Source organism: Stenotrophomonas sp. 364, from assembly GCF_009832905.1.
GTDB lineage: Bacteria > Pseudomonadota > Gammaproteobacteria > Xanthomonadales > Xanthomonadaceae > Stenotrophomonas > Stenotrophomonas maltophilia_AP.
In genome coordinates this window covers 2228219-2247962 of record NZ_CP047135.1, presented here as the reverse complement: position 1 = coordinate 2247962, position 19744 = coordinate 2228219, and the positions used below count along the sequence as shown (strand labels likewise).

The following is a 19744-nucleotide window of genomic DNA, read 5'->3' as shown; positions in this document are numbered from 1 at the left end:
GTCCCGGATCGGTTGGCGGCAGTGGGCGGGAGGCGCCTGATGCGGGTGTCCTTCACCACCCCGGAGATGCCGCCATGAATCTGATCCGCCTCGTCCTGATCTGCACGCTGCTGCACGTTTCACTCCTCGCCGCGTCCGACGCCCACGCCGGGGACGCGCGATACCTGGGCCTGCTCAACCGCGCCCATGACAGCGTAGTGGCACTGGAAGTGGCGCCGGCCGGCAGCGATGCGTTCGTCGTGCGCCCGATCGAGGTGCTGCCCGGCGGTGGCGGCAGCGGCGTGGTGCGCCTGGGCGACCAGGGCTGCCGCTTCGACCTGCGCATGACCTTCGGCAACGGCCGCCGCGCGGTGTATCACGCGGTGGATGTCTGCCGTGGCGATACGCTGGCGATCCAGCCGTTGCCGCGGTCGCGCACCCCGGCCACGGTGGCCGGCCGCTGATAGCGGTTCGACCTGCCTCACCCCGGGGCTATCATCGCGCCAGCGCCATCGGGGATGGCCAGGCGCACTACGCTCGGGGGAGCAGGCATGGAAGAGGTTCTGGGGCGGCTGCTGCTGATCGCATTTCTGCTGATCATCGCCAGCCTGCCGTTCAATGTGGTGATGCTGCTGTGGCTGCGCCGGGATCATCCCGAGGTCTTCACCGCGCTCGGGCAACCGCACACCTTCGGGCTGGGCCGGCACCATCACGGCAATGCGGACTACGCACGCTTCCTGTTCCTGCGCCGCCACCGGCAGCTGGGCGATGCGCGCATCTCGCGGATGGCCGATATCCAGCTTGGCCTGCTGGGCATCGGCGCGGGTGCCATGCTGCTGATGCTGGTGTTGATCCTGATGTGGCGTCCGTAGCGCCACGAATCGACCTGGCATGCGGCCACGCAGGCCGTTACTGCAGTCCTTCGGCGGCCAAGGCCTGCTGCACGGCCGGGCGCGCCCGCACGCGGGCATACCAGCGCTGCAGATGCAGAAACCGGTCGAAATGGATGTCCGCCTTGTAGTACGAGGTGAGCCACGCCGCCTGTCCCCAGCCGATCAAGGCGAACAGATAGGCATCGGCCACGCTGAAGCGATCCCCCATGAGGTAGTCGCGGTCCGCCAGCTGCTGGTCGATCCAAGCGACGCGCTGTTCGAGTTTCGGGCGTGCGGTGTCCACGTACTTGCCGGCGGCCACCGGGTACAGCAGCGGGATGAAGCCCTTGTGGATCTCGGTGCCAAGGAAGCCGAGCCATTCCTGCAGCCGGTAGCGATCAAGGCTGCCGATGGCCGGGGCCAGGCCGCGTTCGGGTTTCTGGTCGGCCAGGTACTGCAGGATCGCAGCGCCTTCGCGCAGCACGCTGCCGTCGTCCAGGGCCAGCGCCGGCACATAGCCCAGCGGGTTGACCTGCAGGTAGTCCTCGCCGTGTTCGGTGCGATGGTTACGGTGGTCGACCTTGACCAGGGTGGCATCCAGGCCCAGTTCATTGAGCACGATATGCGGGGCGAGCGAGCAGGCGGCAGGCAGGTAGTAGAGCTTCATCGCGGGATCCAGGTGCAGGGCGGGGGCCTCGATGGGAGGCGTCCCGGCGCATTCTAGGGGCCCGGTATAAAAACGGAAGAAGGCACTATTTCGTGGTGTAGGTACATAATGTATACCTGTTGGCACACGCGGAGCCCCACCATGAAAGACAACGTATCGGGCTGCTCGGTGGAAGAGGCGATGCGCCTGCTGGGCGGACGCTGGCGCCTGCTCATTGCGTCCTATCTGCTCGACGGTGCCAAGCGCTTCAACGACCTGCGCCGCGACATGCCGGCGATCTCCCAGCGCATGCTCACCCTGGACCTGCGTGCGCTGGAAGAGGCTGGGCTGATCCGCCGCACCGTGTATGCCACCGTGCCGGTCAAGGTGGAATACGCCCTCACCGACGACGGCCGTCGGCTGCAGCCGGTGGTCGAGGTGATGAAGGAGTTCGGGTTGTGGGTGAAGGCGCGCGCCGGCTCAGGGCGCGTCGTTGGCGGCGCGGAACTGCAGGACCTTGTCGATGGTGAAGCCGGGCAGCATGCCGCGCAGTTCGTCGAGCATGCCGATGCGTGAGGCCTCCGCGCTGTCTGCCGGCAGCCCGGCATCCAGCGCGCGCAGGTAGGTGCCCAGGCCAGCCGCCTGCAAGGCCGGCTCGCAGTAGGAGGCGGCCGCCGTGGCGATTTCGGTGGCGCTGGCGCTGCTGCGGAAGTGCTGCTGGGCGTAGCCGAAGTGACAGTCCAACAAGGCGGTCAGCGCCGGGTCCTGCGTTGTCGGGGGCGCGCTGGTCTGTGCCACGGCCGGCGCACCCAGGGCCAGGGTGACGAGCAGGGCGGCACGGAAGCGACGGGGCATGGCGATCTCGGTGGGGTCGTTCAGTGACGGCACGGTCAGCGCAGGGCCAGCGTCTGGACCGGGGCGACCGTGTCCAGCAGCGCCGCCACCCAGTCGATGAACACGCGCAGCTTGGCACTGACGTGGCGGTTCGGCGGAAACGCAACATACAGCGGCATGGGCGCCAGTTGCCAGTCCGGCAGCACGCGCACCAGTTCACCGTTGGCCACGTGCGCGGCGGCCATGTAGTCGGGCAGCCACAGCACGCCCAACCCGGACAGCCCCGCAGCCAGATAGGCGTTGCCATCATCCACCGCCAGTAGATACCGCCCGTGCACCTGGCGCTGCTGGTCGTCGCGGCGCAGGGCATAGGGCAACACCGTGCCGCTGCGCGCGCGCAGGTAGCCGACGATGTGGTGGGGGCTGCTTTCCAGGTCGTGCGGGTCCATCGGCGTGCCGGCCTGCGCCAGGTAGGCTGGCGCGGCGTACAGGCCGGCCTGCAGGTCCCCGATGCGACGGGCCACCAGCGACGGCGTGGTGATCTCGCCGCCGCGGATCACCGCGTCCACGCGCTCGTCGATCAGGTCGACGTGGCGGTCGCTGACGCCCAGGTGCAGCTGGATCTCCGGGTAACGCGCATGGAAGCTGGGCAACGCCGGCACCAGGACCAGGCGCGCCAAAGGCGCAGGCACATCCACGCGCAGGCGCCCGCGCGGCGTGGCGGCCGCACCGGACAGGCTGGTTTCGGCATCGTCGATGTCAGCCAGCAGGCGGACAACGCGCTCGTAGTAGGCCGCGCCGTCGGCGCTGAGGTTGACCTGCCGGGTCGTGCGATTGAGCAGGCGCACACGCAGCCGCGCCTCCAGCTGTTGTACCAGCTGGGTGACCGTGGTCCTGCTCATGTGCAGGCTCTGCGCGGCCTTGGTGAAGCTGCCGGTTTCCACCACCCGGGCGAAGGCCTGCATTGCGTCGAACCGGTCCATGCGGGGCATCCGGGAGGAATTGTTTGGATTCTACAAACAGTGATGGCTGGTGTGGAGCGTTTATCACCGGGCCGCGTCGGCCTACCGTGGCGGCAGTGCAATGAATCGGCCGCATGGCCGTTGGAGAAGACGATGGCAACCCGTGACGTAGTATTCCCGCCGGGCCGGCAGGCCCTGTACGAACGCAACCGCTATTCGCCGGCGGTACGCGCCAATGGCTTCCTGTTCGTGTCAGGACAGGTCGGCAGCCGCGAGGACGGCTCGCCCGAACCGGTGCTCGAGGACCAGGTGCGACGCGCGTTCGAGAACCTCAACGCGGTGCTGGGCGCGGCCGGCTGCACGTTCGACGATGTGGTCGACGTGACCGTGTTCCTGGTCGATCCCGAGGCGATCTTCGACCGGGTCTGGGCGATCGTGCCCGAGTACTGGGGCCAGGCGCCGTATCCGACCCTGACCGGCATCGGGGTGACCTGGTTGTATGGGTTCGACGTGGAAATCAAAGTGATCGCCAAGCTGCCGGACGCGGCGGCGCACGGAACGGCAGTCGCCCGCTAGGCGCCTGTGCTGTCCGGGGAGGGCTGAGGGACAGGCAGGACGTGCAGGCCCAGTCGGGCGCAGATGACCGGCCAGCGCCTAGCCAGCAACAGCATGACCACCCAGGTCACGCCGGGCAGCGCCGGGATGAAGGCCCAAAACACCGGCATCACGACATCGGCATGCAGCGCGCTCACCCAGCGACCGCCGGGTGCGCCCAGCTCGAGCAGTTGTGGGCCGATGAACGTGGCCAGCACCTCTGCCGGCAGCATCACCAGCGCCACGCAGGCGGCGAAGGCGCCGTAGACCAGCGCCGCGACGCTCAGGGTGAACCTGCCGGCGCAGGGAAGGCGACGCCAGGGCAGGAAGGCGCGCAGGGCAGGCGCCCACAAGGGTACTGACACCCAGAGCAGCTCCAGACCATGGAAGATCGCGTCGTCAGGGATCATGGTGTGGGCCGCGCATCAAGGGGCATCGGCAGGAGCCGCGCCCAGCGTGTGCCGAGAAAGCGCGCAGCCCATCCGGTAAACACCAGCAGTGGCATGCCGTACACGAGTGCGGGAAGCAGCGTCGCGGCCATGCCGGGGTGTGATGCCAGCTGATCCAGCGCGGCGGAAACCGGCGGTGCCGCGAGGATCAGAAGGCGCAGGGCGACCAGGCACGCCAGGTACGCCGCATAGGCCAGGCACCCGGCGCAGGCACTGAACAGCATCGGGCGCGGAAGCCGGCGACGGCCGCCGAACGCCCGCATCGCGGGCCACCAGAACGGGGCGGACGCCCACGCCAGGTACCCCGCCGCCACGCCCCCCATCCAGGCCATCAGTTCAAGGCCGAAGGTCTCCACGACCTGCATCATGCCGGCACGCTCCTTGCTGTCTTCGGTCCGGCAGCGATCGATGCCGGCGCGATGGAACAGTAGCGGCAAGCAGAGCGTCGCCGCAACGGTGCCCGCAACCCGCGCGGAGTGACCTGTCGCTCGCTGTCGCGCATTGTCTTCACGCGGCTGCGCCAGCCGTCTGCCGATAGTGTGAGGGTCATTCTGCTTCCGCGCGCGTATCTACATGCCCCTGATTCCCGAGCGCGTCCGTCGCTGGCCCCGGTCATGGCGCGTGGCGTTGCTCTCGCTGCTGGCGCTGTATGCGCTGTACCTGATCGCCGGCAACGTGTTCCTCAATACGCCGCTGTTTGATGCGGTCACCAACCGCAAGCCTGAGAAATTCAGCATGCAGACCGGGCCCGCGCTGACCCTGCTGCCCGGCCATGCCGTGGTCTGGAACCTGCGCATGCGCGGCCAGGCCGGACACACCGTCTATATTTTCCGTGCCGACCGCGCAGGCGCCTGGATCGACCTGCCGGCGCTGTTCCGCCGTGAGGTGCGCATACCGCGGATTGATGCCACGGGCGTGGAGGCCGAGGTCGAGCGCGTGGACAAGGGCATTCCGCCACCGCCGCGCAGTGACCGTGGCTGGACGCTGCGCTTCGATGCGATCCACAGCGACAGTATCCGCAGCGGCCGTTTCGGCACGCTCTTCATTGCCGGGCAGGGGCACGGCACGGTCGGCTTCCTCAAGCAGTTGAAGGGCGGGCCGTCTGAATTGTTCGACTCCACGGCCGGCTTCGAGAAGGCCGAGGTGACCGTGGGCGGGGTACGGGTGCTCGATGAGGCCCACCTTGCGGCGCGGTTCCATTTCCCGCGCCACTACCGCGACGAAGCGCCGGGCCTGCGCAAGCTGGACATCACCTGGGCACAACTGCAGGTGGATGCGCGCAGCCGCGCCGTGGAAATCGACACCGGCGGACCGCACGTCAGCGTCGGCAGCGCGCCGTCGAACGCCCGTCTTATCGGCGACGTGGTGCTGGACCGGGGCGCGCTGCAACCCGGCAGCCGGATGGTATGGAGGGTGCCGGTGCATGCCGGGGTGAACGCCGACGATCGCGGGCTGCTGGCGCTGCAGCTGGATGTGGCACAGGACATGCGCGTGCAGGCGCGGTTGCCCCGCGACCCGGAAACCGGCAGCGAACTGCATGCCGACCTGCGTATAACCGGCCGTAAGATCCCGTTCCGCGCCCCGGCCGAACTGCTGCCGCGGCTGACAGGGCAGGTGCAGGGCGCATGGAAGTTCGAGTCCTTGAACTGGATCGCCGATCTGTTCGTGCGCAAGCCGTGGTTCCACCTCGATGGCGGCGGCCTGCTGGAAGGCGACCTGAAGATCGCCGATGGCCAGCTGGCTGCGGGCAGTACGCTGGACATCCCGCAGGTGGCGGCCGTGGCCGAGGTGGCCGGGGTGCGGCTGCTCGGGCAGGCCAATGCGCACGGCAGCATCGTGGCCGGCGAGCCGGCGCAGGCGCAGCTGGACGTCAAGATCCCCGCGTTCCGCGCCGCACCGACCGACGCGCCCAAGGCGCTGCTGTTCGACGGCCACGCCATGGCCCTGACCTTGCGTGGCGACGCCCGCCTGCAGCAGTTGCGTGACGGCATGCGCGCGCACCTGCGCTTCAACGACGCGCGCGTGCCCGACCTCACCGCGTACAACCGCTACCTGGGCGGCGGCACCGGCAATGTGCGCCTGCTGGGCGGTACCGGCCTGCTCAGTGGCGATGTCGAAATGGACTCGGCCGGTCGCGTGGGCACCGGCCGGGCCGACCTGCGCGGGCGCGGCGCACAACTGCAGGTGGCCGGCATCGCGCTGCGCGGCGATGCGCAGCTGCAGGCACGGGTAAAGCGTGCCGACTTCGATGCCAAGCAGTTTGACCTGGGCGGCACAACGGTGGCGCTGCGCAACATCCAGGTCGGCGACGGCGCCGGACAGAACAACTGGTGGGGCACGGTGGCGCTGCGCCAGGGCCACGTCGATGCAGCCGCACCGTTTGAAGTCACCGCCCAGGCCGATCTGCGCCTGCGCGATGCGGGGCCGTTGCTGGGGGTGTTCGCCGAGCGCAGCGCGTACCCGCGCTGGGTGCTGGGCATGCTCGATTCCGGCGAGGTGCAGGCCAGCGGGAAGCTGCGCTGGCGCAGTGGCGAAATGTGGGTGGATGACCTGCAAGCCGAAAACGAGCGGCTGTCGCTGCGCGCGCGGCTGGACCTGGCCCAGGCCAGGCGCCGCGGCAACCTGTACCTGCGCTGGGGCGTTCTGGGCGCGGGCATCGAACTGGACGGCGAGCAGCGCAAGTGGCACCTGGCGGGCGCACGCGACTGGTACGACCAGCAACCCCGCGTGCTGCCGGCCCCCAAGGCCGCTCCCCGGTAGAGCCACGCCATGTGTGGCTGCAAGACGCGCCCGCACCCTCAGGCATTGGCGCACGGGTCCGGTTGCAGTGGCGCACCCGCACACCCCTCCTCGCCAGTGCTGGCTGCGCCACATGCCGCCTCCCGCTTACCCGTTGGGGAGGGCGCCGCGGGTGCCGTTTCCCCACCCGCCAGCTGGCGCGCCAGGTCGACATGGGTGATGTGCCCCTGCAGGAACAACAGGCCGCTGTAGATGTTCATGGTCCACGCTCCACTTGAGGAGCGTTGACGATAGGTGCAGGATGCGGGGCGAAAAAGCGACATTTCCGCAACCTGGTCTTGAACAGGATTCAAGTCGACATGTCCCGCATGCCCCTGCAGCCCCTGCAGAATTTCGTGACCGCCGCGCGCCTGGGCAACCTCACCCGGGCGGCGGAGTCGTTGAACCTGACGGTCAGCGCACTCAGCCACCAGATGCGCCAGCTGGAACAGCGGCTGGGTTACCCGCTGCTGCTGCGGCAACCGCGCGGGGTGGGCGTCACGCCTGAAGGCCAGCGCCTGCTCGAGCAGGTGGGGCCGCATCTGGATGCGATCCAGCAGGTCTTCCAGCCGTTCGGCGCACGCCACGACCGCGTGCTCACGGTCAGCGCGCTGCCCTCGATGGCCTCCAACTGGCTGGTGCCGCGGCTGGGCTCGTTCGTGGCCGCGCATCCGGAGGTCGAGTTCAACCTGGAGTCCAGCGAACGCCTGACCGATTTCGACCGCAACGTGCAGTGCGATGCCGCGCTTCGCGTGGGTGCCGGGCAGTGGGTGGGTGTGCACGCCGAGCCGTTGTTCGATGAGTGGTTGATGCCGATGGCCAGCCCCGCGCTGGTGGAGCGCATGGGCGGCGTGGATGCGCGCCCGCTCTCGGAATGGCCGCTGTTGGGGGATCCCGATGGCGAATGGCAGCGCTGGTTCGCACAGATCGGCCAGGACCCGCCGCGCCGCTACGTGGCCATGCTCAACGATTCGGAGTCACACCATCGCGCGGCGCTGGACGGCTTCGGGGTAGCGCTGGGGCGGGTGACGCGGGCGCGGCTGCTGCTCGATTCGGGCCAGTTGGTGGCCTTGTCACCGCACCGCTTGAAGACGCGCTGGTCGCATTGGCTGGTGTATCCGCCGCGCTCGGCCCGCCACCAGGGCTTTCTGGACTTCCGCCAATGGCTGCATGCGCAGGCGCAGGAACATGCAGAGCACATGCGCCAGCCCGGATGACCGGCGGATGACGTAGCTCAGAACGCGGTGGGCGCGACCGAGATTTCACCGTTGGCGCTGAGCGCCAGGCGGTACTTCAACGGCTTGCCGAGCTCGGCGATGATCTCGGTCTCTCGCCGTGCACTTTCCGCGCCGAACCGGCACAGCGCCTTGCCTTCCGGATTGGGGCCGGTGCCGAGAATGTACCTGCCCGGCGCCACATGGAAGGTGACCTTCTCGGCGTTGTCGATGGTGGAAACCTTGCGGCCGTCCAGGTATACCGCCGTCATGCAGCCGCTTCCCATGAAGCCTGCGTCTCGCGCGACGATCAGTACCACCTTGTCCTGGCCTGGCTGCATGAGCTCGGGTGCGAAGATCCGCTCCGGTGGCGTCGAACGTGCCGTGCTGGTGTTGATGGGCGTGGTGGCGCACGCAGAAACGGCGATGGTGATGCCGACCGCAAGGAAAATCTTCTTCATCATCCCCCCGAAGCAGTGGTGTGTCGTTGCTGATTCTATCGCTGGTGGGTCAGCCGCTGTCCACAGGCGTGGCGATGTCCTGATAGACCACTTCGCTGCCCAGCACCTTCAGGCCCGCCGGGCCGCTGCTCAACAGCCGCTGTTCGCCGATGGCCTGCTGCCATTGCAGCTGGAACCCGGCGGCGGCCGGCAACTGCGTGGCCAGGGTATGCAGGTGATGGCGGGCCTGCGGACCGGCGCTATCGAAGTGGCCCAGCAGCACGCCGTGCTGGTGCACGATCAGGCGATGGCTGCTCATGCGGACACCGTCCCGGCAAGGGGCGCATCGGTAACAGGCGCCGGCGTCGGCAGTGCATCCAGCCACGCGGCGAACAGGTCGCGTGCGGCGGCCGCCAGTGGCGCGGCGTAACGGGCAGCCTGTTCGCGCAGGGTGCGGGGATCAATACCCGCGCGCTGCAGTTCGTCGGCATGGCCGATCAGCCAGGTGTCGATGCGGGTGGCGTCGACCTCGGGATGGCACTGCAGGGCCAGCAGGTGGTGGCCGATGGCGAACGCCTGCTGCGCACAGGCGGGCGTGGCCGCCAGGCGTTGTGCACCGTCGGGCAGGGTGAAGGATTCGCTATGCCAGTGCAGCACCGGGATGCCCACCAGGGCGCGCAGGGGCGAGGCGAGGCCGGCATCGGTCAGCGACAACGGCGCGAAGCCGATTTCCTTCGCGCCCATCGGCGTCACGCTGGCGCCCAGTGCGCGGGCCACCAGCTGCGCGCCCAGGCAGATGCCCAGCGTCGGGCGGTCCGCGGCCAGGCGTGAGCGCAGCAGGGCATGCAGCACCTGCAGATGCGGGTAGGCCTGCACGTCATTGGCGCTGATCGGCCCGCCCAGCACGATCAGCAGATCGGCGGTCTCGGCGTCGTCCAGGCGGTCGATGCCGGCCTGCAGTGTCTGCAGCTGCCAACCGCGTGCGGCCAACAACGGAGCGAGTATTCCCGTGTCTTCAAATGCGACGTGCTGGATCGCCACCGCCTTCATGGGGTGCCCTCGGCGGCGCTGGTGGGCCAGTAGAAGCTGTCCGGGGTGGCGCGCGCGCCGAAGATGGCCTGGCCGACCCGCACCACGGTGGCACCTTCTTCGATGGCCAGGTCGAAGTCGCCGGACATGCCCATCGACAACTCGTCCAGCAGGATCCCGTCCGGCAGGGTGGGCCGCAGGCGGTCGCGCAGGTCACGCAGGCGTACGAAGCACGGGCGTACCTGCGCCGGGTCGGACGAGAACACCGCCAGCGTCATCAGTCCGCGCACGCGCAGCCGGGGAAAGGCCGGCAACTGCTGCATGAAGTCCGCCACCGCGATCGGATCCAGGCCGTACTTGCTGGCCTCGCCGGAGGTGTTTACCTGCACGAACACGTCCAGCGTGCGCTGCTCCAGCGCCAGCCGGCGGTCCAGTGCCTCGGCCACGCGGAGGCTGTCCAGTGCCTGGAATTCACTGGCGAAGCGCGCCACGTCGCGGGCCTTGTTGGTCTGCAGGTGGCCGATCACCGACCAGCGGATCGGCAGGTCGGCCATGCCGTCGGCCTTGGCCTGGGCCTCCTGCACCTTGTTCTCGCCCAGTTCGCGGCAGCCGGCTTCCCAGGCCAGGCGCAGCCGTGCCTGGTCGACAGTCTTGCTGACCGGCAGCAGGCGCACGCCGGCCGGATCGCGGCCGGCACGTTCGCACGCACGCGCGATGCGCTGGCGCACGGCCGCCAGGTTGTGGGCGATGGTGTCGACGGTGGTGGCCTGCGGCCAGTCGGGGCGTGCGATGGGCATGGGGAACTCCTGAAGCGAGGGCGGCTGCACGGGCGGTCCGGCACGTGCAACACTGTCCCGGGACGATCCGTATATTGGCATAGGACAAAATGAAAATCACCGGCCAGACCGCCAGCGCGGTGTTCGACAGCATCCGCCAGCAGATCCTCAGTGGGGCGCTGGTACCGGGCCAGCTGCTGCCGCCGGTCCGCGACCTGGCCCTGCAGCTGCAGATCAACCGCAATACGGTGGCCGCCGCCTACAAGCGGCTGGACGCGGCCGGGCTGGCGCAGACCCAGGGCCGGCGCGGCACAGTGGTGACCGCGCCGCCGGCGGTCGGTGCCCAGGAGGGCAGTACGGGCGGTTCGGCGTTGCACGATCTGTCCAGTGGCAACCCCGACCCGCAATGGCTGCCGGACCTGCGGGGGTTGTTGCCGGAACGGGCTCCGCGCCTGTACGGCACCCCCACCATCGACCCGCAGCTGGAGCGGTTGGCACGCGCGCAGCTGGACCCGGATTGCCCGCCCGGGTATGCGCTGGAACTCAGCCATGGCGCGGTCGATGCGATCGAGCGGGTGCTGGGTAGCTGGCTGGTGCCGGGCGACCGTGTGGCGGTGGAGAATCCATGCTTTCTCGGCAGCCTCAACACCCTGCGCGCGGGCGGGCACGCCACGCTGGCGGTGGCCATCGATGAACATGGCATGGTGCCGGCGGCGCTGGCGGCGGCGCTGGATGCCGGTGCGCGTGCGGTGCTGCTGACCCCGCGTGCGCACAACCCCACCGGCGCCAGCCTCAGCCAACGCCGCGCGCGCGAACTGCGCCAGGTGCTGGAACGGCATCCGCAGGTGCTGGTGCTGGTGGACGATCATTTCGCATTGTTGTCGCAGCAGCCGTACCACTCGGTGATCGCCGCGCGCACGCGGCGCTGGGTGCTGGTGCGTTCGCTGTCCAAGGCGCTCGGGCCTGACCTGCGCCTGGCGGTGCTGGGCTGCGATGCCGACACCGCCGCACGCCTGCGCCTGCGCATGGCCCCCGGCACCGGCTGGGTCAGCCACCTGCTGCAGGATGCGGCAGCCGCGGCGCTGGGCTCGGCGCGGGTGATGGCGCGCGTGGCCAAGGCCGGGCGCGACTATGCGCAGCGTTGCCAGGTGTTGCAGCAGGCACTGGGCGAGCAGGGCATCCAGACCCCTGCGGTGATGGACGGGCTGAACCTGTGGGTGCCGCTTGCCGCCGACAGCCAGGCGCTGGTGCTGGCGCTGGCCCAGCGCGGGTGGCAGCTGCGCGGCGGCGAAGTGTTTGCCGTGCAGCCGGGCGTGCACGGCCTGCGCATCACCACCGCCATGCTGGCCGCCGGCGACGCGCGCCGCGTTGCGCTTGATCTACGCCAGGCGCTGGAGGATCACGGCGCGCTGGGGGTACTCGGGCGCACGTAGTGCGATTGGCCGTTGTCGCCGACGAAGATCAACTCCGGCTTGCCCTGCCAGGAAGTGAGCATGGCGCCGGTGCTGTTCTGGTGCTTGATCACCAGGGTGGCGCCGCGATCCGGATTGGCGGTGACCTTGAATACTTCGGTGGTGCCACTGGCATCGTCCAGGGTGAGCATGGCTTCATCCCCGACATCGGCGGTGCCGTAGCCGCCGCGTTCGGAACCGTCGGCGCCGAGCAGGATCAGCCCTGACAACGGCGATGCGCGCGGCCCCTGCGAGATGCCCTTGCTGAGCGGGTCGGGCACCGGTGCGCCAAGAATCACCCGGGCCTGGCCGGTGCTGTCCTGGATGACCAGCCCGCGTGCGGTGATCACCCGGTCGTGGGCCTGGCTCTGGTGCAGGCGGATGCCGGTCCAGGCGGAAACGACAAGCGCAAGGCTGGAGACAACCAGCGTGGTGAGGGTGAGTGCGCGTGACATTGGCGGCTCCAGATCCTTGGAAGCTCGCGACCATACCGCAATGGTTGATTGCGACACCAGTCGGGAAAGTCTGTATTTGCAGTGATCGTGAAGTTGGTCACGTGTTGCTGCGCGGCATCAATGGAAATCCCGACTGTGCGTGCGCACGCCTTCGATCAGGGAGTCGATGTTGTACATCTGCCGCACGATCAGGTGCTGCACGCCATCCACGCGTTCCAGGCGGCCGTCGATCTGCATCATCCGCGCTTCCACCAGCACCCGGTGCTGGCGGTCGGCGGTCTTGCGCCAGACCACGGCGTTGACCATGCCGCATTCGTCTTCCAGGGTCAGGAAGGTGACCCCGCTGGCGGTCTGCGGGCGTTGGCGCATGCGCACCAGCCCGGCAAACCGCACGGCGCGCCCATGCGGCAGGGCGGCCAGTTCGTCCGAACGCTGGCAGCGGCGCTGGCGCAGCTGCGCGCGGATGAAGGCCACCATGTGCCGGCCCAGGGTGGTGCCGGTGCTGTTGTAGTCGGCCTGCATGTCCTCCAGCGCACTGGGCGGCGGCAACGGCACGCTGGCTTCCACGGTGGCCCGTGCGGTGTCGAACAGCGGCAACGGTTTTTCCACGCCCGACACTTCCCAGCGCGCGCGATGGCGATGGCCGCTCAACCCCTTCAACGCCCCCGCATCGGCCAGCAGGCCCTGGTGGCGGCGATCCAGCCGCGCGCGTTGGCTGAGGTCGGCCACGCTGTCGAACGGCTGCCGCGCGCGTGCCTGCACCAGCGCGGTGGCGACATCTTCGCTGAAGCCATCGATCAGGCGCAGGCCCAGGCGGATGCCGAACGGGCGGTCGGGCGCCGTGGGCGGCAGCAGCGTGCAGTCCCAGTCGCTGCGGCGCACATCCACCGGCAGTACCGGTACGCCGTGGCGGCGCGCGTCCTGCAGGATCTGGTCGGGGGTGTAGAACCCCAGCGGCTGGCTGTTGATCAGGCTGGCGGCAAACGCCGACGGGTGGTGGCACTTGAGCCAGCAACTGACATAGGTGATCAGCGCGAAGCTGGCCGCGTGGCTTTCCGGGAAGCCATAACTGCCGAAGCCCTTGATCTGCTCGAACAGGCGTTCGCCGTATTCGCGGCTGTGGCCACGGGCGGCCATGCCGGTGAGCAGGCGGTCGCGGTGCGGCTCCAGCCCGCCATGGCGTTTCCAGGCCGCCATCGAACGGCGCAGCGCGTCGGCCTCGCCTGCGGTAAAGCCGGCCGCGGCCACCGCCAGCTGCATCACCTGCTCCTGGAACAGCGGCACGCCCAAGGTGCGCTTGAATACCTTCTCCAGCGCGGGCGGGTAGTCGATTTCCTCGATGCCTTCTTCCTTGAGCTTTTTACGCCGGTTCAGATAGGGGTGGACCATGTCGCCCTGGATCGGGCCGGGGCGCACGATCGCCACTTCGATCACCAGGTCGTAGAAACAGCGCGGCTGCATGCGCGGCAGCATGGCCATCTGCGCACGCGATTCGATCTGAAACACCCCCAGGGTGTCGGCGCGGCAGATCATGTCGTAGGTTTTCGTGTCGCCGGGAGGAATATCGGCCATGCCCATCAAAGGTGCGCCGTGCGCGTGCAGCATGGCCAGGCATTTGCGCACGGCGGTGAGCATGCCCAGTGCCAGGCAGTCCACCTTCATCAGCCCGGTGGCGTCCAGGTCGTCCTTGTCCCACTGGATCACGGTGCGGTCGGCCATGGCCGCGTTTTCGACCGGCACCAGGGTGGACAGCGGGTGCTCGGAAATCACGAAACCGCCCGGGTGCTGGGACAGGTGGCGCGGGAAATCGACCAGTTCGCTGGTCAACGCCACCACCCGCCGCATCAGCGGCGTGTCCGGGTCGAAGCCGCGCTCGCGCAGGGCCTCGGGCAGCGGTTCATGGCTGCTCCAGCGGTCCAGGCAGGCGGCCAGTTCGTTGACCTGGTCCGGCGGCAGGCCGAGCACGCGGGCCACGTCGCGCACCGCACTGCGGCCACGGTAGCTGATCGCCACCGCGGTCAATGCAGCGCGTTCGCGACCGTAGCGGTTGAACACGTACTGCAGCACTTCCTCGCGGCGCTCGTGTTCGAAGTCGATGTCGATGTCCGGCGGCTCGTCGCGTTCGGCGGAGATGAAGCGCTCGAACAGCAGTTCCATCTCGCTGGGGTCGATTTCGGTCACACCCAGGACGTAGCACACCGAGGAATTGGCGGCCGAGCCGCGGCCCTGGCAGAGGATCTTCTGGCTGCGCGCGAAGCGCACGATGTCGTGCACGGTCAGGAAGTAGGACTCGTACTGTTTCGTGTGGATCAGGTCGAGTTCGTGTTCGATCTGCGTGCGCTGTTTTGCCGTGGCGCCTTCTTTCCACCGCCATTGCATGCCGTCCTCCACCAGCGTGCGCAGCCAGCTGGCCGGGTCGTGCCCGGCCGGGATCAGTTCGCGCGGGTAGGTGTACTGCAGCTGCTTGAGGTCGAAGTGGCAGCGGTCGGCGATACGCACGGTTTCGGCCAGCAAGGCCGGCGGGTACAGCGCGGCCAGCGCCTGGCGGGTGCGCACATGCCGTTCGCCGTTGGCAAACAGCCGCCAGCCGGCATCGGCGATGGTGCAGTGGTGGCGGATCGCGGTGAGGGTGTCCTGCAGGGCGCGGCGGCGGCGCACGTGCATGTGCACATCGCCGCTGGCCACCAGCGGGATGGCATGCTCGCGACCGAAGCGTTGCAGCGCGGCCAGGCGCTGGCTGTCATCGGCCTCCCGGTGCAGCTCCACCGCCAGCCACAGCCGCTGTGCGAAGCGGGCCTGCAGCCAGGCGGCGTCATCGGCGTTGGGCACGCGGTCCAGCCACAGGCACAGCAGGCTGTCGGGCAGCGTATCCAGATCCTCGCGCAGGCAGCGGTACTCGCCCTTGGGCGCGCGCCGGCGGCAGGTGGTGATCAGCTGGCACAGGCCGGCATAGGCGGCCAGGTCGGTGCACAGCAGCACCAGCTTGGGGCCGTCGTCGAGCTGGAACTCCGCGCCGGTGATCAGCGCCAGGTCGTGCTTCTTCGCTGCCTGCCAGGCCCGCACGATGCCGGCCAGCGAGCATTCGTCGGTGATCGCCAGCGCGCGGTAGCCCTGGCCCTTGGCGCGTGCGAACAGTTCCTCGGCGATCGACGCGCCGCGCTGGAAGCTGAAGGCCGACAGGCAATGCAGCTCGGCGTAGTCGGGCAGGGCGGTGCTCATGAAAACCAGCCGTGCAGCATCCACGGCCCGCCGCGCCCATCGGCGCTGGTATAGGCCCAGCCGCGCTGGCCCTGGCCGGTTTCGATCACGTAGTAATCGCGGCGGATATCGCCTTCATCCCACCAGCCCGATTCGATCCGTTCCGGCCCGGACACGATGCGCAGGTGCGGGTCGAGCAGCGGCTGCGGGCGTGGCAGCAACCAGCCCGGGCGCACGGGCAGGACCGGCGGCGGGCCTTTGGGCGCACCGTGGGCATCGCCGCTGGCACGTTCGGGACGATGTTCGGCACGCAGCCCCAGGCCCTGTACCGCGTCATCGCCCAGCCGGGCACGCAGCCGCTCGCGCACCTGTTCCCAGGGCATTGCCTGTTGCGGGCGGGGGTCGAACAGGTCGCGCGCGGCCGGCACGAACGGGGGCAGGTGGTCGGCCTGCAGGCGCAGGCCTCGGCTGCCGGCGGGCAGCTGCAGGTGGTCCACCCGGTTGCGCGCCAGTTCGAACAGCATGGCCGCATCGCGCTCGGGCGCGAGCAGGCCGATGGCCAGGCAGGTGTCCGGGTGCTGGTCGTGTTCGAACCACAACGTGAAGCGCTGCACGCCGCCATCGCGCGAACACAGGAAGGCCGCCAGGTCGCCGGTGAGCCGGCGCAGCGGGAACAGCAGCGCCTGGGTGGACTCGATCTCGTACTCGAACTCGATGCGTGCGTCGAAGCGGTCCGGCGGCTGGTAGTAGCGCAGCGGCGGCATGCTGATCCCGCGCAGTGCATCCAGATGGGCCAGGACCGTCGGCGGAAAACGCCGCGCCAGGCTGTCGCGCGGCAACTGGAAGGCCGCTCCCAGCGTGCGCAGGCCCGAGCGTGCCAGCACCGTGGCTGCCTCGGCCGGCAGCCCGCTGTGTTCAATCGGCACCTGTGCCAATGTGGCCTCCAGCTGCTGGGCCTCCACCCCCAGCCGTGCATGCACGCGGGTCAGCACCCAGGCCGCATGCGGGTTGGGTGCGGCCACCAGGCGATGGCGGAAGCCGAGGTCCTTGAGGCCCTCGCACAGGCGCTTTTCGATCGCGGGCCAGTCACCGAACAGCGCGCGGCTGGCGCCGATCTCCAGCGCCAGCGCATGCGGGAAGGCCAGGCTGACCTGCGAGCTGATGCCATACAGCCAACTGGCCAGCAACTGCCGGGTGGCCTGTTCGGCGTGCGGGTCGTGCTCGACGGTGCGCATGTCGCGGGTGAGGACCTGCGCAGCCGACAGCAGCATGCCGCGGCGCAGCCCAAGCTGGCGCGCCGCCGGACTCACCGCATGCAGTACGCGACGCTGCGCCGGACCGCTGAGCAGCACCAGCGGCACCGACGGATCGGGCTGCTGGCGCAGGGCGGCATCCAGCGCCAGCTGTGGCAGCAACAGGCAGGCCCAGTGCACGGCGGCCGCTCAATGCGCCAGGGCCAGCGGCAACGGCTGCGCCGGGGCCATGCCGCCGCGGCACTTGAGCACGCGCACCTGGCCATGCTCAAGCTGCAGCCGCAGTGGCGCCGGCGAGGCGTTGCGTGCCTGGCGCAGGTCGCGGAAGGCGAACCCCAGGCACTGGCCGGTTTCGGCGGCCACCTGCAGCCGGCGCAGGGCGCGGTCGTCGGCCTGCTGCGGCCAACACAGCACGGCCGCACAGGCAGCAGAACGCAGGCACTGTTCGGCGGCCCACAGGGCATCACGCGGCGTTGCCCGCACCACCTGCACCTGGTTCAAGGCCAGCCCGGCACCGGCCCAGCCCGGCGCATGCGGCAGGTAGGGCGGGGCAATCAGCACGATGGTCTGCTGCTGCTGGCTCAGCCGCGCCAGGGTGGGCCAGACCAGCGCCAGCTCGCCTTGCCCAGGCCCAGCCAGCAGCACCTCCGACAGCGCCGCCGGCGGCCAGCCGCCCCCTGGCAGGCGGGCGTCCAGCGCCGGGTGGCCGGTAGGGTGCGGGGCGGTGGCCGGCGGCGTGGCCTGCGGCCTGCCGCGCCAGACCTGCCGGCTTTCCAGCAACTGGTCCAGGGCGACGACCGCGCCCATCAACGCACCTCCCGGGAGGGCTGGCGCAGGTGGGCAGGGGCGGCAAGGCGGGGCATGGCGGGCAGTATCGGCAGGGTCGGTGTCAGGGGCTGAGACCGCCAATCCTACCGGCAATTAGTAAAAATGCTAACGATTGACGCGCCGGCAGTTTGAACGCAGCCGGGGTGATGAATGCTTCAGTCAGTGGCCCGCCGGTGGTCGCGGGCGGAAACCGTCCACCACGCGCCCAGCGCAAGCAACGAAACCAGGGCGCCGGCAGTGCAGACACCGCTCCAGCCATACGCGGCATACAGGCTGCTGCCCAGCAGCGCGCCGATCCCGCTGCCGGCCGCATAGAACAGCATGTAGGCGGCGATCACCTGCGCCTGCGCGTTGGGCGCGGCGGCCAGGATCAGGCTCTGGTTGGTCACGTGCAGTGCCTGTACCGCCAGATCCAGCAACAGCACGCCCAGTACCAGCCAGCCCAGGTGCAGCGGCAACGCCGCCAGCGGGGCCCAGCTCAACAGCAACAGCAGCAGCGCAGCAAAGGAAACACGGTGGGCATGGCCGCGATCGCTCCAGTGCCCGCTGCGCGCGGCGGCCAACGCGCCGAGCAGGCCGACCAGTGCGAATGCACCGATGGCGGTATGGCTGAGCGCATGCGGCGGCGCGCTCAATGGCAGCGCCATGCTGCTCCAGAACAGCCCGAACGCGGTGAACAGCAGCAGTCCGAGCACGCCGCGTTGGCGCAGCACCGATTGCTGGCGCAGCAGAGTGATCAACCCGATCCGGGGCGCGGCATCGGCCACCGGCAGCCGTGGCAGGCGCAGCCACAGCACCGCGCCGCTGACCACCATCAGCACCGCCGACAGCACATACACCGCACGCCAGCCCCCCAGGTCGGCCACGCCACCGGCTACCACCCGGGCCAGCAGCAGGCCGATCACCACGCCGGCCTGCGCGGCACCGACCACGCGGCCACGCTCATGCGGGCCCGCCGCAGCGGCGGCATAGGCAATCAGCCCCTGGGTCATCGCGGTGCCGAGCAGGCCCACCGCCAGCATGCCCAGCAGCAGCGCGGTGGCGTTGCCGGCCAGGGCAACGCCCAACAGGGCCACGACCAGCCCCACGCTCTGCGCCGCCATCAGGCGCCTGCGTTCCAACCGGTCGCCCAGCGGCACCAGCCACAGCAGCGCGATCACCGAGCCCAGCTGGGTGGCGGCGATGACCGCGCCGATCCGGGCGGTGCCGATGTGCAGGTCGGCGGCCAGTGCATCCAGCAGCGGTTGGGCGTAGTAGACGTTGGCCACGCTGAGCCCGGCGGCACAGGCGAACAACACCAGGAGGGGCGTGGTGGTACGGGGCAGGGGTGCGGCGATGGACATCGTATGGTCTCAAAATAGAACCAGTTGATTCTGGATGATCTGGTTCTAAAATAAAACCAATTATGGAGGTGCCCCATGCACGACGATCCCAACGCCACCTGCCCGGTGGCCCGTGCGCTGGACCTGATCGGCGACCGCTGGTCGCTGCTGATCGTGCGCGACGCCTTCGATGGGGTGCACCGGTTCAGTGATTTCCAACGCAGCCTGGGCATGTCGCGCAGCATGCTCAGTCAGCGCCTGCAGGCGCTGCAGGAGTCCGGCGTGCTCGCCCAGCAGCCGGCGGCCGATGGCAGCCGGTACCACGACTACGTCCTGACACCGAAAGGGCAGGCGCTGTTCACGCTGGTAGTGGCGCTGCGGCAGTGGGGCGAAGCGTTCCTGTTCGCCGAACATGAACCACGTTCGCAGCTGCTCACTCTGGCCGATGGCCAGCCGCTGGCGCCGCTGCTGCCGCAGGACAGGGCAGGGCGCGTGCTGTCGCCCGAGGCAACGCACGTGGTCAAGCCCGCCGCGTCGTGATCGACCAGGCGGCCCTGCGCCGTCGAAACTGAACACGCTGTTGACAGGGATGAACAGGGTGGACGACTCTTCACCGGATGGGTGCCGCCTGCGGCACCCACCGGGCAGGGCGGCTGTATCGACG

At 69.3% G+C, this 19744-nt stretch carries 23 protein-coding genes; 8 read left to right on the top strand and 15 right to left on the bottom strand.

The annotated features are described in order from the left end of the window. The first annotated feature begins 74 nt into the window (after window positions 1-74). On the top strand, window positions 75-443 hold the full coding sequence (locus tag GQ674_RS10270; protein ID WP_159496996.1) for a hypothetical protein: 369 nt from the start codon (window positions 75-77) through the stop codon (window positions 441-443). 87 nt (window positions 444-530) lie between these two features. Beyond that, window positions 531-851, top strand: coding sequence for a hypothetical protein (locus tag GQ674_RS10265; RefSeq protein ID WP_128095708.1), 321 nt, complete (start codon window positions 531-533; stop codon window positions 849-851). 37 nt (window positions 852-888) lie between these two features. Here the strand turns inward: GQ674_RS10265 and gstA are convergent, their stop codons facing one another. Further along, window positions 889-1518 carry a glutathione transferase GstA gene (gene gstA / locus GQ674_RS10260; protein ID WP_159496995.1) on the bottom strand — a complete coding sequence of 210 codons (630 nt, stop codon included), beginning with the start codon at window positions 1516-1518 and terminating at the stop codon, window positions 889-891. Window positions 1519-1659: 141 nt separating this feature from the next. Here gstA and GQ674_RS10255 point away from each other — a divergent pair, with 141 nt between their 5' ends. Next, a complete protein-coding gene (locus GQ674_RS10255; protein WP_159496994.1) occupies window positions 1660-2073 on the top strand; it encodes a helix-turn-helix domain-containing protein in 414 nt (137 codons plus the stop codon). On the opposite strand, the gene GQ674_RS10250 is transcribed toward GQ674_RS10255, so the two are convergent. Then, window positions 1978-2352 (bottom strand): hypothetical protein, encoded by a 375-nt coding sequence (locus tag GQ674_RS10250; RefSeq protein WP_159496993.1) that lies wholly within the window; start codon window positions 2350-2352, stop codon window positions 1978-1980. The genes GQ674_RS10255 and GQ674_RS10250 overlap by 96 nt on opposite strands. A gap of 35 nt (window positions 2353-2387) precedes the next feature. Beyond that, complete coding sequence (locus GQ674_RS10245; RefSeq protein WP_159496992.1) at window positions 2388-3314, bottom strand: LysR family transcriptional regulator; 927 nt, start codon at window positions 3312-3314, stop codon at window positions 2388-2390. 132 nt (window positions 3315-3446) lie between these two features. On the opposite strand from GQ674_RS10245, the gene GQ674_RS10240 reads away from it, so the two are divergent. Beyond that, window positions 3447-3869 (top strand): RidA family protein, encoded by a 423-nt coding sequence (locus GQ674_RS10240; RefSeq protein WP_159496991.1) that lies wholly within the window; start codon window positions 3447-3449, stop codon window positions 3867-3869. On the opposite strand, the gene GQ674_RS10235 is transcribed toward GQ674_RS10240, so the two are convergent. Continuing rightward, window positions 3866-4297 carry a hypothetical protein gene (locus GQ674_RS10235; RefSeq protein ID WP_159496990.1) on the bottom strand — a complete coding sequence of 144 codons (432 nt, stop codon included), beginning with the start codon at window positions 4295-4297 and terminating at the stop codon, window positions 3866-3868. The two genes, GQ674_RS10240 and GQ674_RS10235, sit on opposite strands and share 4 nt — an antisense overlap. Continuing rightward, window positions 4294-4773 carry a hypothetical protein gene (locus tag GQ674_RS10230; RefSeq protein ID WP_159496989.1) on the bottom strand — a complete coding sequence of 160 codons (480 nt, stop codon included), beginning with the start codon at window positions 4771-4773 and terminating at the stop codon, window positions 4294-4296. The genes GQ674_RS10235 and GQ674_RS10230 overlap by 4 nt, the downstream gene beginning before the upstream one ends. 136 nt (window positions 4774-4909) lie before the next feature. Here GQ674_RS10230 and GQ674_RS10225 point away from each other — a divergent pair, with 136 nt between their 5' ends. Beyond that, a complete protein-coding gene (locus tag GQ674_RS10225) occupies window positions 4910-7096 on the top strand; it encodes a hypothetical protein (RefSeq protein WP_159496988.1) in 2187 nt (728 codons plus the stop codon). Between the two features lie 38 nt (window positions 7097-7134). Here GQ674_RS10225 and GQ674_RS10220 read toward each other — a convergent pair whose 3' ends face one another. Then, the gene (locus tag GQ674_RS10220) at window positions 7135-7335 is read right to left on the bottom strand and encodes a hypothetical protein (RefSeq protein ID WP_159496987.1); all 201 of its coding nucleotides are present in this window, start codon (window positions 7333-7335) and stop codon (window positions 7135-7137) included. 99 nt (window positions 7336-7434) lie between these two features. Here GQ674_RS10220 and GQ674_RS10215 point away from each other — a divergent pair, with 99 nt between their 5' ends. Beyond that, window positions 7435-8331, top strand: a complete 897-nt coding sequence (locus GQ674_RS10215) for a LysR substrate-binding domain-containing protein (protein ID WP_159496986.1) — start codon at window positions 7435-7437, stop codon at window positions 8329-8331. A gap of 17 nt (window positions 8332-8348) precedes the next feature. Here the strand turns inward: GQ674_RS10215 and GQ674_RS10210 are convergent, their stop codons facing one another. From GQ674_RS10210 to GQ674_RS10195, 4 genes are read right to left on the bottom strand one after another with little or no spacing between them, the layout of a single operon-like run. Then, window positions 8349-8789 carry a hypothetical protein gene (locus GQ674_RS10210; protein ID WP_159496985.1) on the bottom strand — a complete coding sequence of 147 codons (441 nt, stop codon included), beginning with the start codon at window positions 8787-8789 and terminating at the stop codon, window positions 8349-8351. 49 nt (window positions 8790-8838) lie between these two features. Further along, window positions 8839-9087 carry a hypothetical protein gene (locus GQ674_RS10205; RefSeq protein WP_159496984.1) on the bottom strand — a complete coding sequence of 83 codons (249 nt, stop codon included), beginning with the start codon at window positions 9085-9087 and terminating at the stop codon, window positions 8839-8841. Continuing rightward, window positions 9084-9818, bottom strand: coding sequence for a glutamine amidotransferase (locus GQ674_RS10200; RefSeq protein WP_159496983.1), 735 nt, complete (start codon window positions 9816-9818; stop codon window positions 9084-9086). The genes GQ674_RS10205 and GQ674_RS10200 overlap by 4 nt, the downstream gene beginning before the upstream one ends. After that, complete coding sequence (locus GQ674_RS10195) at window positions 9815-10594, bottom strand: YggS family pyridoxal phosphate-dependent enzyme (protein WP_159496982.1); 780 nt, start codon at window positions 10592-10594, stop codon at window positions 9815-9817. The genes GQ674_RS10200 and GQ674_RS10195 overlap by 4 nt, the downstream gene beginning before the upstream one ends. Window positions 10595-10683: 89 nt before the next feature. On the opposite strand from GQ674_RS10195, the gene ptsJ reads away from it, so the two are divergent. Further along, a complete protein-coding gene (gene ptsJ, locus GQ674_RS10190) occupies window positions 10684-12006 on the top strand; it encodes a transcriptional regulator PtsJ (RefSeq protein WP_159496981.1) in 1323 nt (440 codons plus the stop codon). Here ptsJ and GQ674_RS10185 read toward each other — a convergent pair. The 5 genes from GQ674_RS10185 to GQ674_RS10165 form a co-directional block, all read right to left on the bottom strand. Beyond that, on the bottom strand, window positions 11973-12479 hold the full coding sequence (locus GQ674_RS10185; protein ID WP_159496980.1) for a hypothetical protein: 507 nt from the start codon (window positions 12477-12479) through the stop codon (window positions 11973-11975). The two genes, ptsJ and GQ674_RS10185, sit on opposite strands and share 34 nt — an antisense overlap. Before the next feature lie 117 nt (window positions 12480-12596). Then, window positions 12597-15698: an error-prone DNA polymerase gene (locus GQ674_RS10180; RefSeq protein WP_159496979.1), complete on the bottom strand. Its 3102-nt coding sequence runs from the start codon at window positions 15696-15698 to the stop codon at window positions 12597-12599. Continuing rightward, on the bottom strand, window positions 15695-17110 hold the full coding sequence (locus GQ674_RS10175) for a DNA polymerase Y family protein (RefSeq protein WP_159496978.1): 1416 nt from the start codon (window positions 17108-17110) through the stop codon (window positions 15695-15697). The genes GQ674_RS10180 and GQ674_RS10175 overlap by 4 nt, the downstream gene beginning before the upstream one ends. A 9-nt stretch (window positions 17111-17119) precedes the next feature. Continuing rightward, window positions 17120-17737, bottom strand: a complete 618-nt coding sequence (gene imuA / locus GQ674_RS10170; protein WP_159496977.1) for a translesion DNA synthesis-associated protein ImuA — start codon at window positions 17735-17737, stop codon at window positions 17120-17122. Between the two features lie 176 nt (window positions 17738-17913). Beyond that, window positions 17914-19101 (bottom strand): MFS transporter, encoded by a 1188-nt coding sequence (locus GQ674_RS10165; RefSeq protein WP_159496976.1) that lies wholly within the window; start codon window positions 19099-19101, stop codon window positions 17914-17916. 75 nt (window positions 19102-19176) lie between these two features. On the opposite strand from GQ674_RS10165, the gene GQ674_RS10160 reads away from it, so the two are divergent. Further along, window positions 19177-19620, top strand: coding sequence for a helix-turn-helix domain-containing protein (locus GQ674_RS10160; protein WP_159496975.1), 444 nt, complete (start codon window positions 19177-19179; stop codon window positions 19618-19620). Window positions 19621-19744: the final 124 nt, after the last annotated feature.

Excerpts from the sequence above, each read along its gene's own strand:
- GQ674_RS10270 (WP_159496996.1), top strand. The coding sequence starts at position 75 with ATGAATCTGATCCGCCTCGTCCTGATCTGCACGCTGCTGCACGTTTCA.
- GQ674_RS10265 (WP_128095708.1), top strand. The coding sequence starts at position 531 with ATGGAAGAGGTTCTGGGGCGGCTGCTGCTGATCGCATTTCTGCTGATC.
- gstA (WP_159496995.1), bottom strand. The coding sequence starts at position 1,518 with ATGAAGCTCTACTACCTGCCTGCCGCCTGCTCGCTCGCCCCGCATATC.
- GQ674_RS10255 (WP_159496994.1), top strand. The coding sequence starts at position 1,660 with ATGAAAGACAACGTATCGGGCTGCTCGGTGGAAGAGGCGATGCGCCTG.
- GQ674_RS10250 (WP_159496993.1), bottom strand. The coding sequence starts at position 2,352 with ATGCCCCGTCGCTTCCGTGCCGCCCTGCTCGTCACCCTGGCCCTGGGT.
- GQ674_RS10245 (WP_159496992.1), bottom strand. The coding sequence starts at position 3,314 with ATGGACCGGTTCGACGCAATGCAGGCCTTCGCCCGGGTGGTGGAAACC.
- GQ674_RS10240 (WP_159496991.1), top strand. The coding sequence starts at position 3,447 with ATGGCAACCCGTGACGTAGTATTCCCGCCGGGCCGGCAGGCCCTGTAC.
- GQ674_RS10235 (WP_159496990.1), bottom strand. The coding sequence starts at position 4,297 with ATGATCCCTGACGACGCGATCTTCCATGGTCTGGAGCTGCTCTGGGTG.
- GQ674_RS10225 (WP_159496988.1), top strand. The coding sequence starts at position 4,910 with ATGCCCCTGATTCCCGAGCGCGTCCGTCGCTGGCCCCGGTCATGGCGC.
- GQ674_RS10220 (WP_159496987.1), bottom strand. The coding sequence starts at position 7,335 with ATGAACATCTACAGCGGCCTGTTGTTCCTGCAGGGGCACATCACCCAT.
- GQ674_RS10215 (WP_159496986.1), top strand. The coding sequence starts at position 7,435 with ATGTCCCGCATGCCCCTGCAGCCCCTGCAGAATTTCGTGACCGCCGCG.
- GQ674_RS10210 (WP_159496985.1), bottom strand. The coding sequence starts at position 8,789 with ATGAAGAAGATTTTCCTTGCGGTCGGCATCACCATCGCCGTTTCTGCG.
- GQ674_RS10205 (WP_159496984.1), bottom strand. The coding sequence starts at position 9,087 with ATGAGCAGCCATCGCCTGATCGTGCACCAGCACGGCGTGCTGCTGGGC.
- GQ674_RS10200 (WP_159496983.1), bottom strand. The coding sequence starts at position 9,818 with ATGAAGGCGGTGGCGATCCAGCACGTCGCATTTGAAGACACGGGAATA.
- GQ674_RS10195 (WP_159496982.1), bottom strand. The coding sequence starts at position 10,594 with ATGCCCATCGCACGCCCCGACTGGCCGCAGGCCACCACCGTCGACACC.
- ptsJ (WP_159496981.1), top strand. The coding sequence starts at position 10,684 with ATGAAAATCACCGGCCAGACCGCCAGCGCGGTGTTCGACAGCATCCGC.
- GQ674_RS10185 (WP_159496980.1), bottom strand. The coding sequence starts at position 12,479 with ATGTCACGCGCACTCACCCTCACCACGCTGGTTGTCTCCAGCCTTGCG.
- GQ674_RS10180 (WP_159496979.1), bottom strand. The coding sequence starts at position 15,698 with ATGAGCACCGCCCTGCCCGACTACGCCGAGCTGCATTGCCTGTCGGCC.
- imuA (WP_159496977.1), bottom strand. The coding sequence starts at position 17,737 with ATGGGCGCGGTCGTCGCCCTGGACCAGTTGCTGGAAAGCCGGCAGGTC.
- GQ674_RS10165 (WP_159496976.1), bottom strand. The coding sequence starts at position 19,101 with ATGTCCATCGCCGCACCCCTGCCCCGTACCACCACGCCCCTCCTGGTG.
- GQ674_RS10160 (WP_159496975.1), top strand. The coding sequence starts at position 19,177 with ATGCACGACGATCCCAACGCCACCTGCCCGGTGGCCCGTGCGCTGGAC.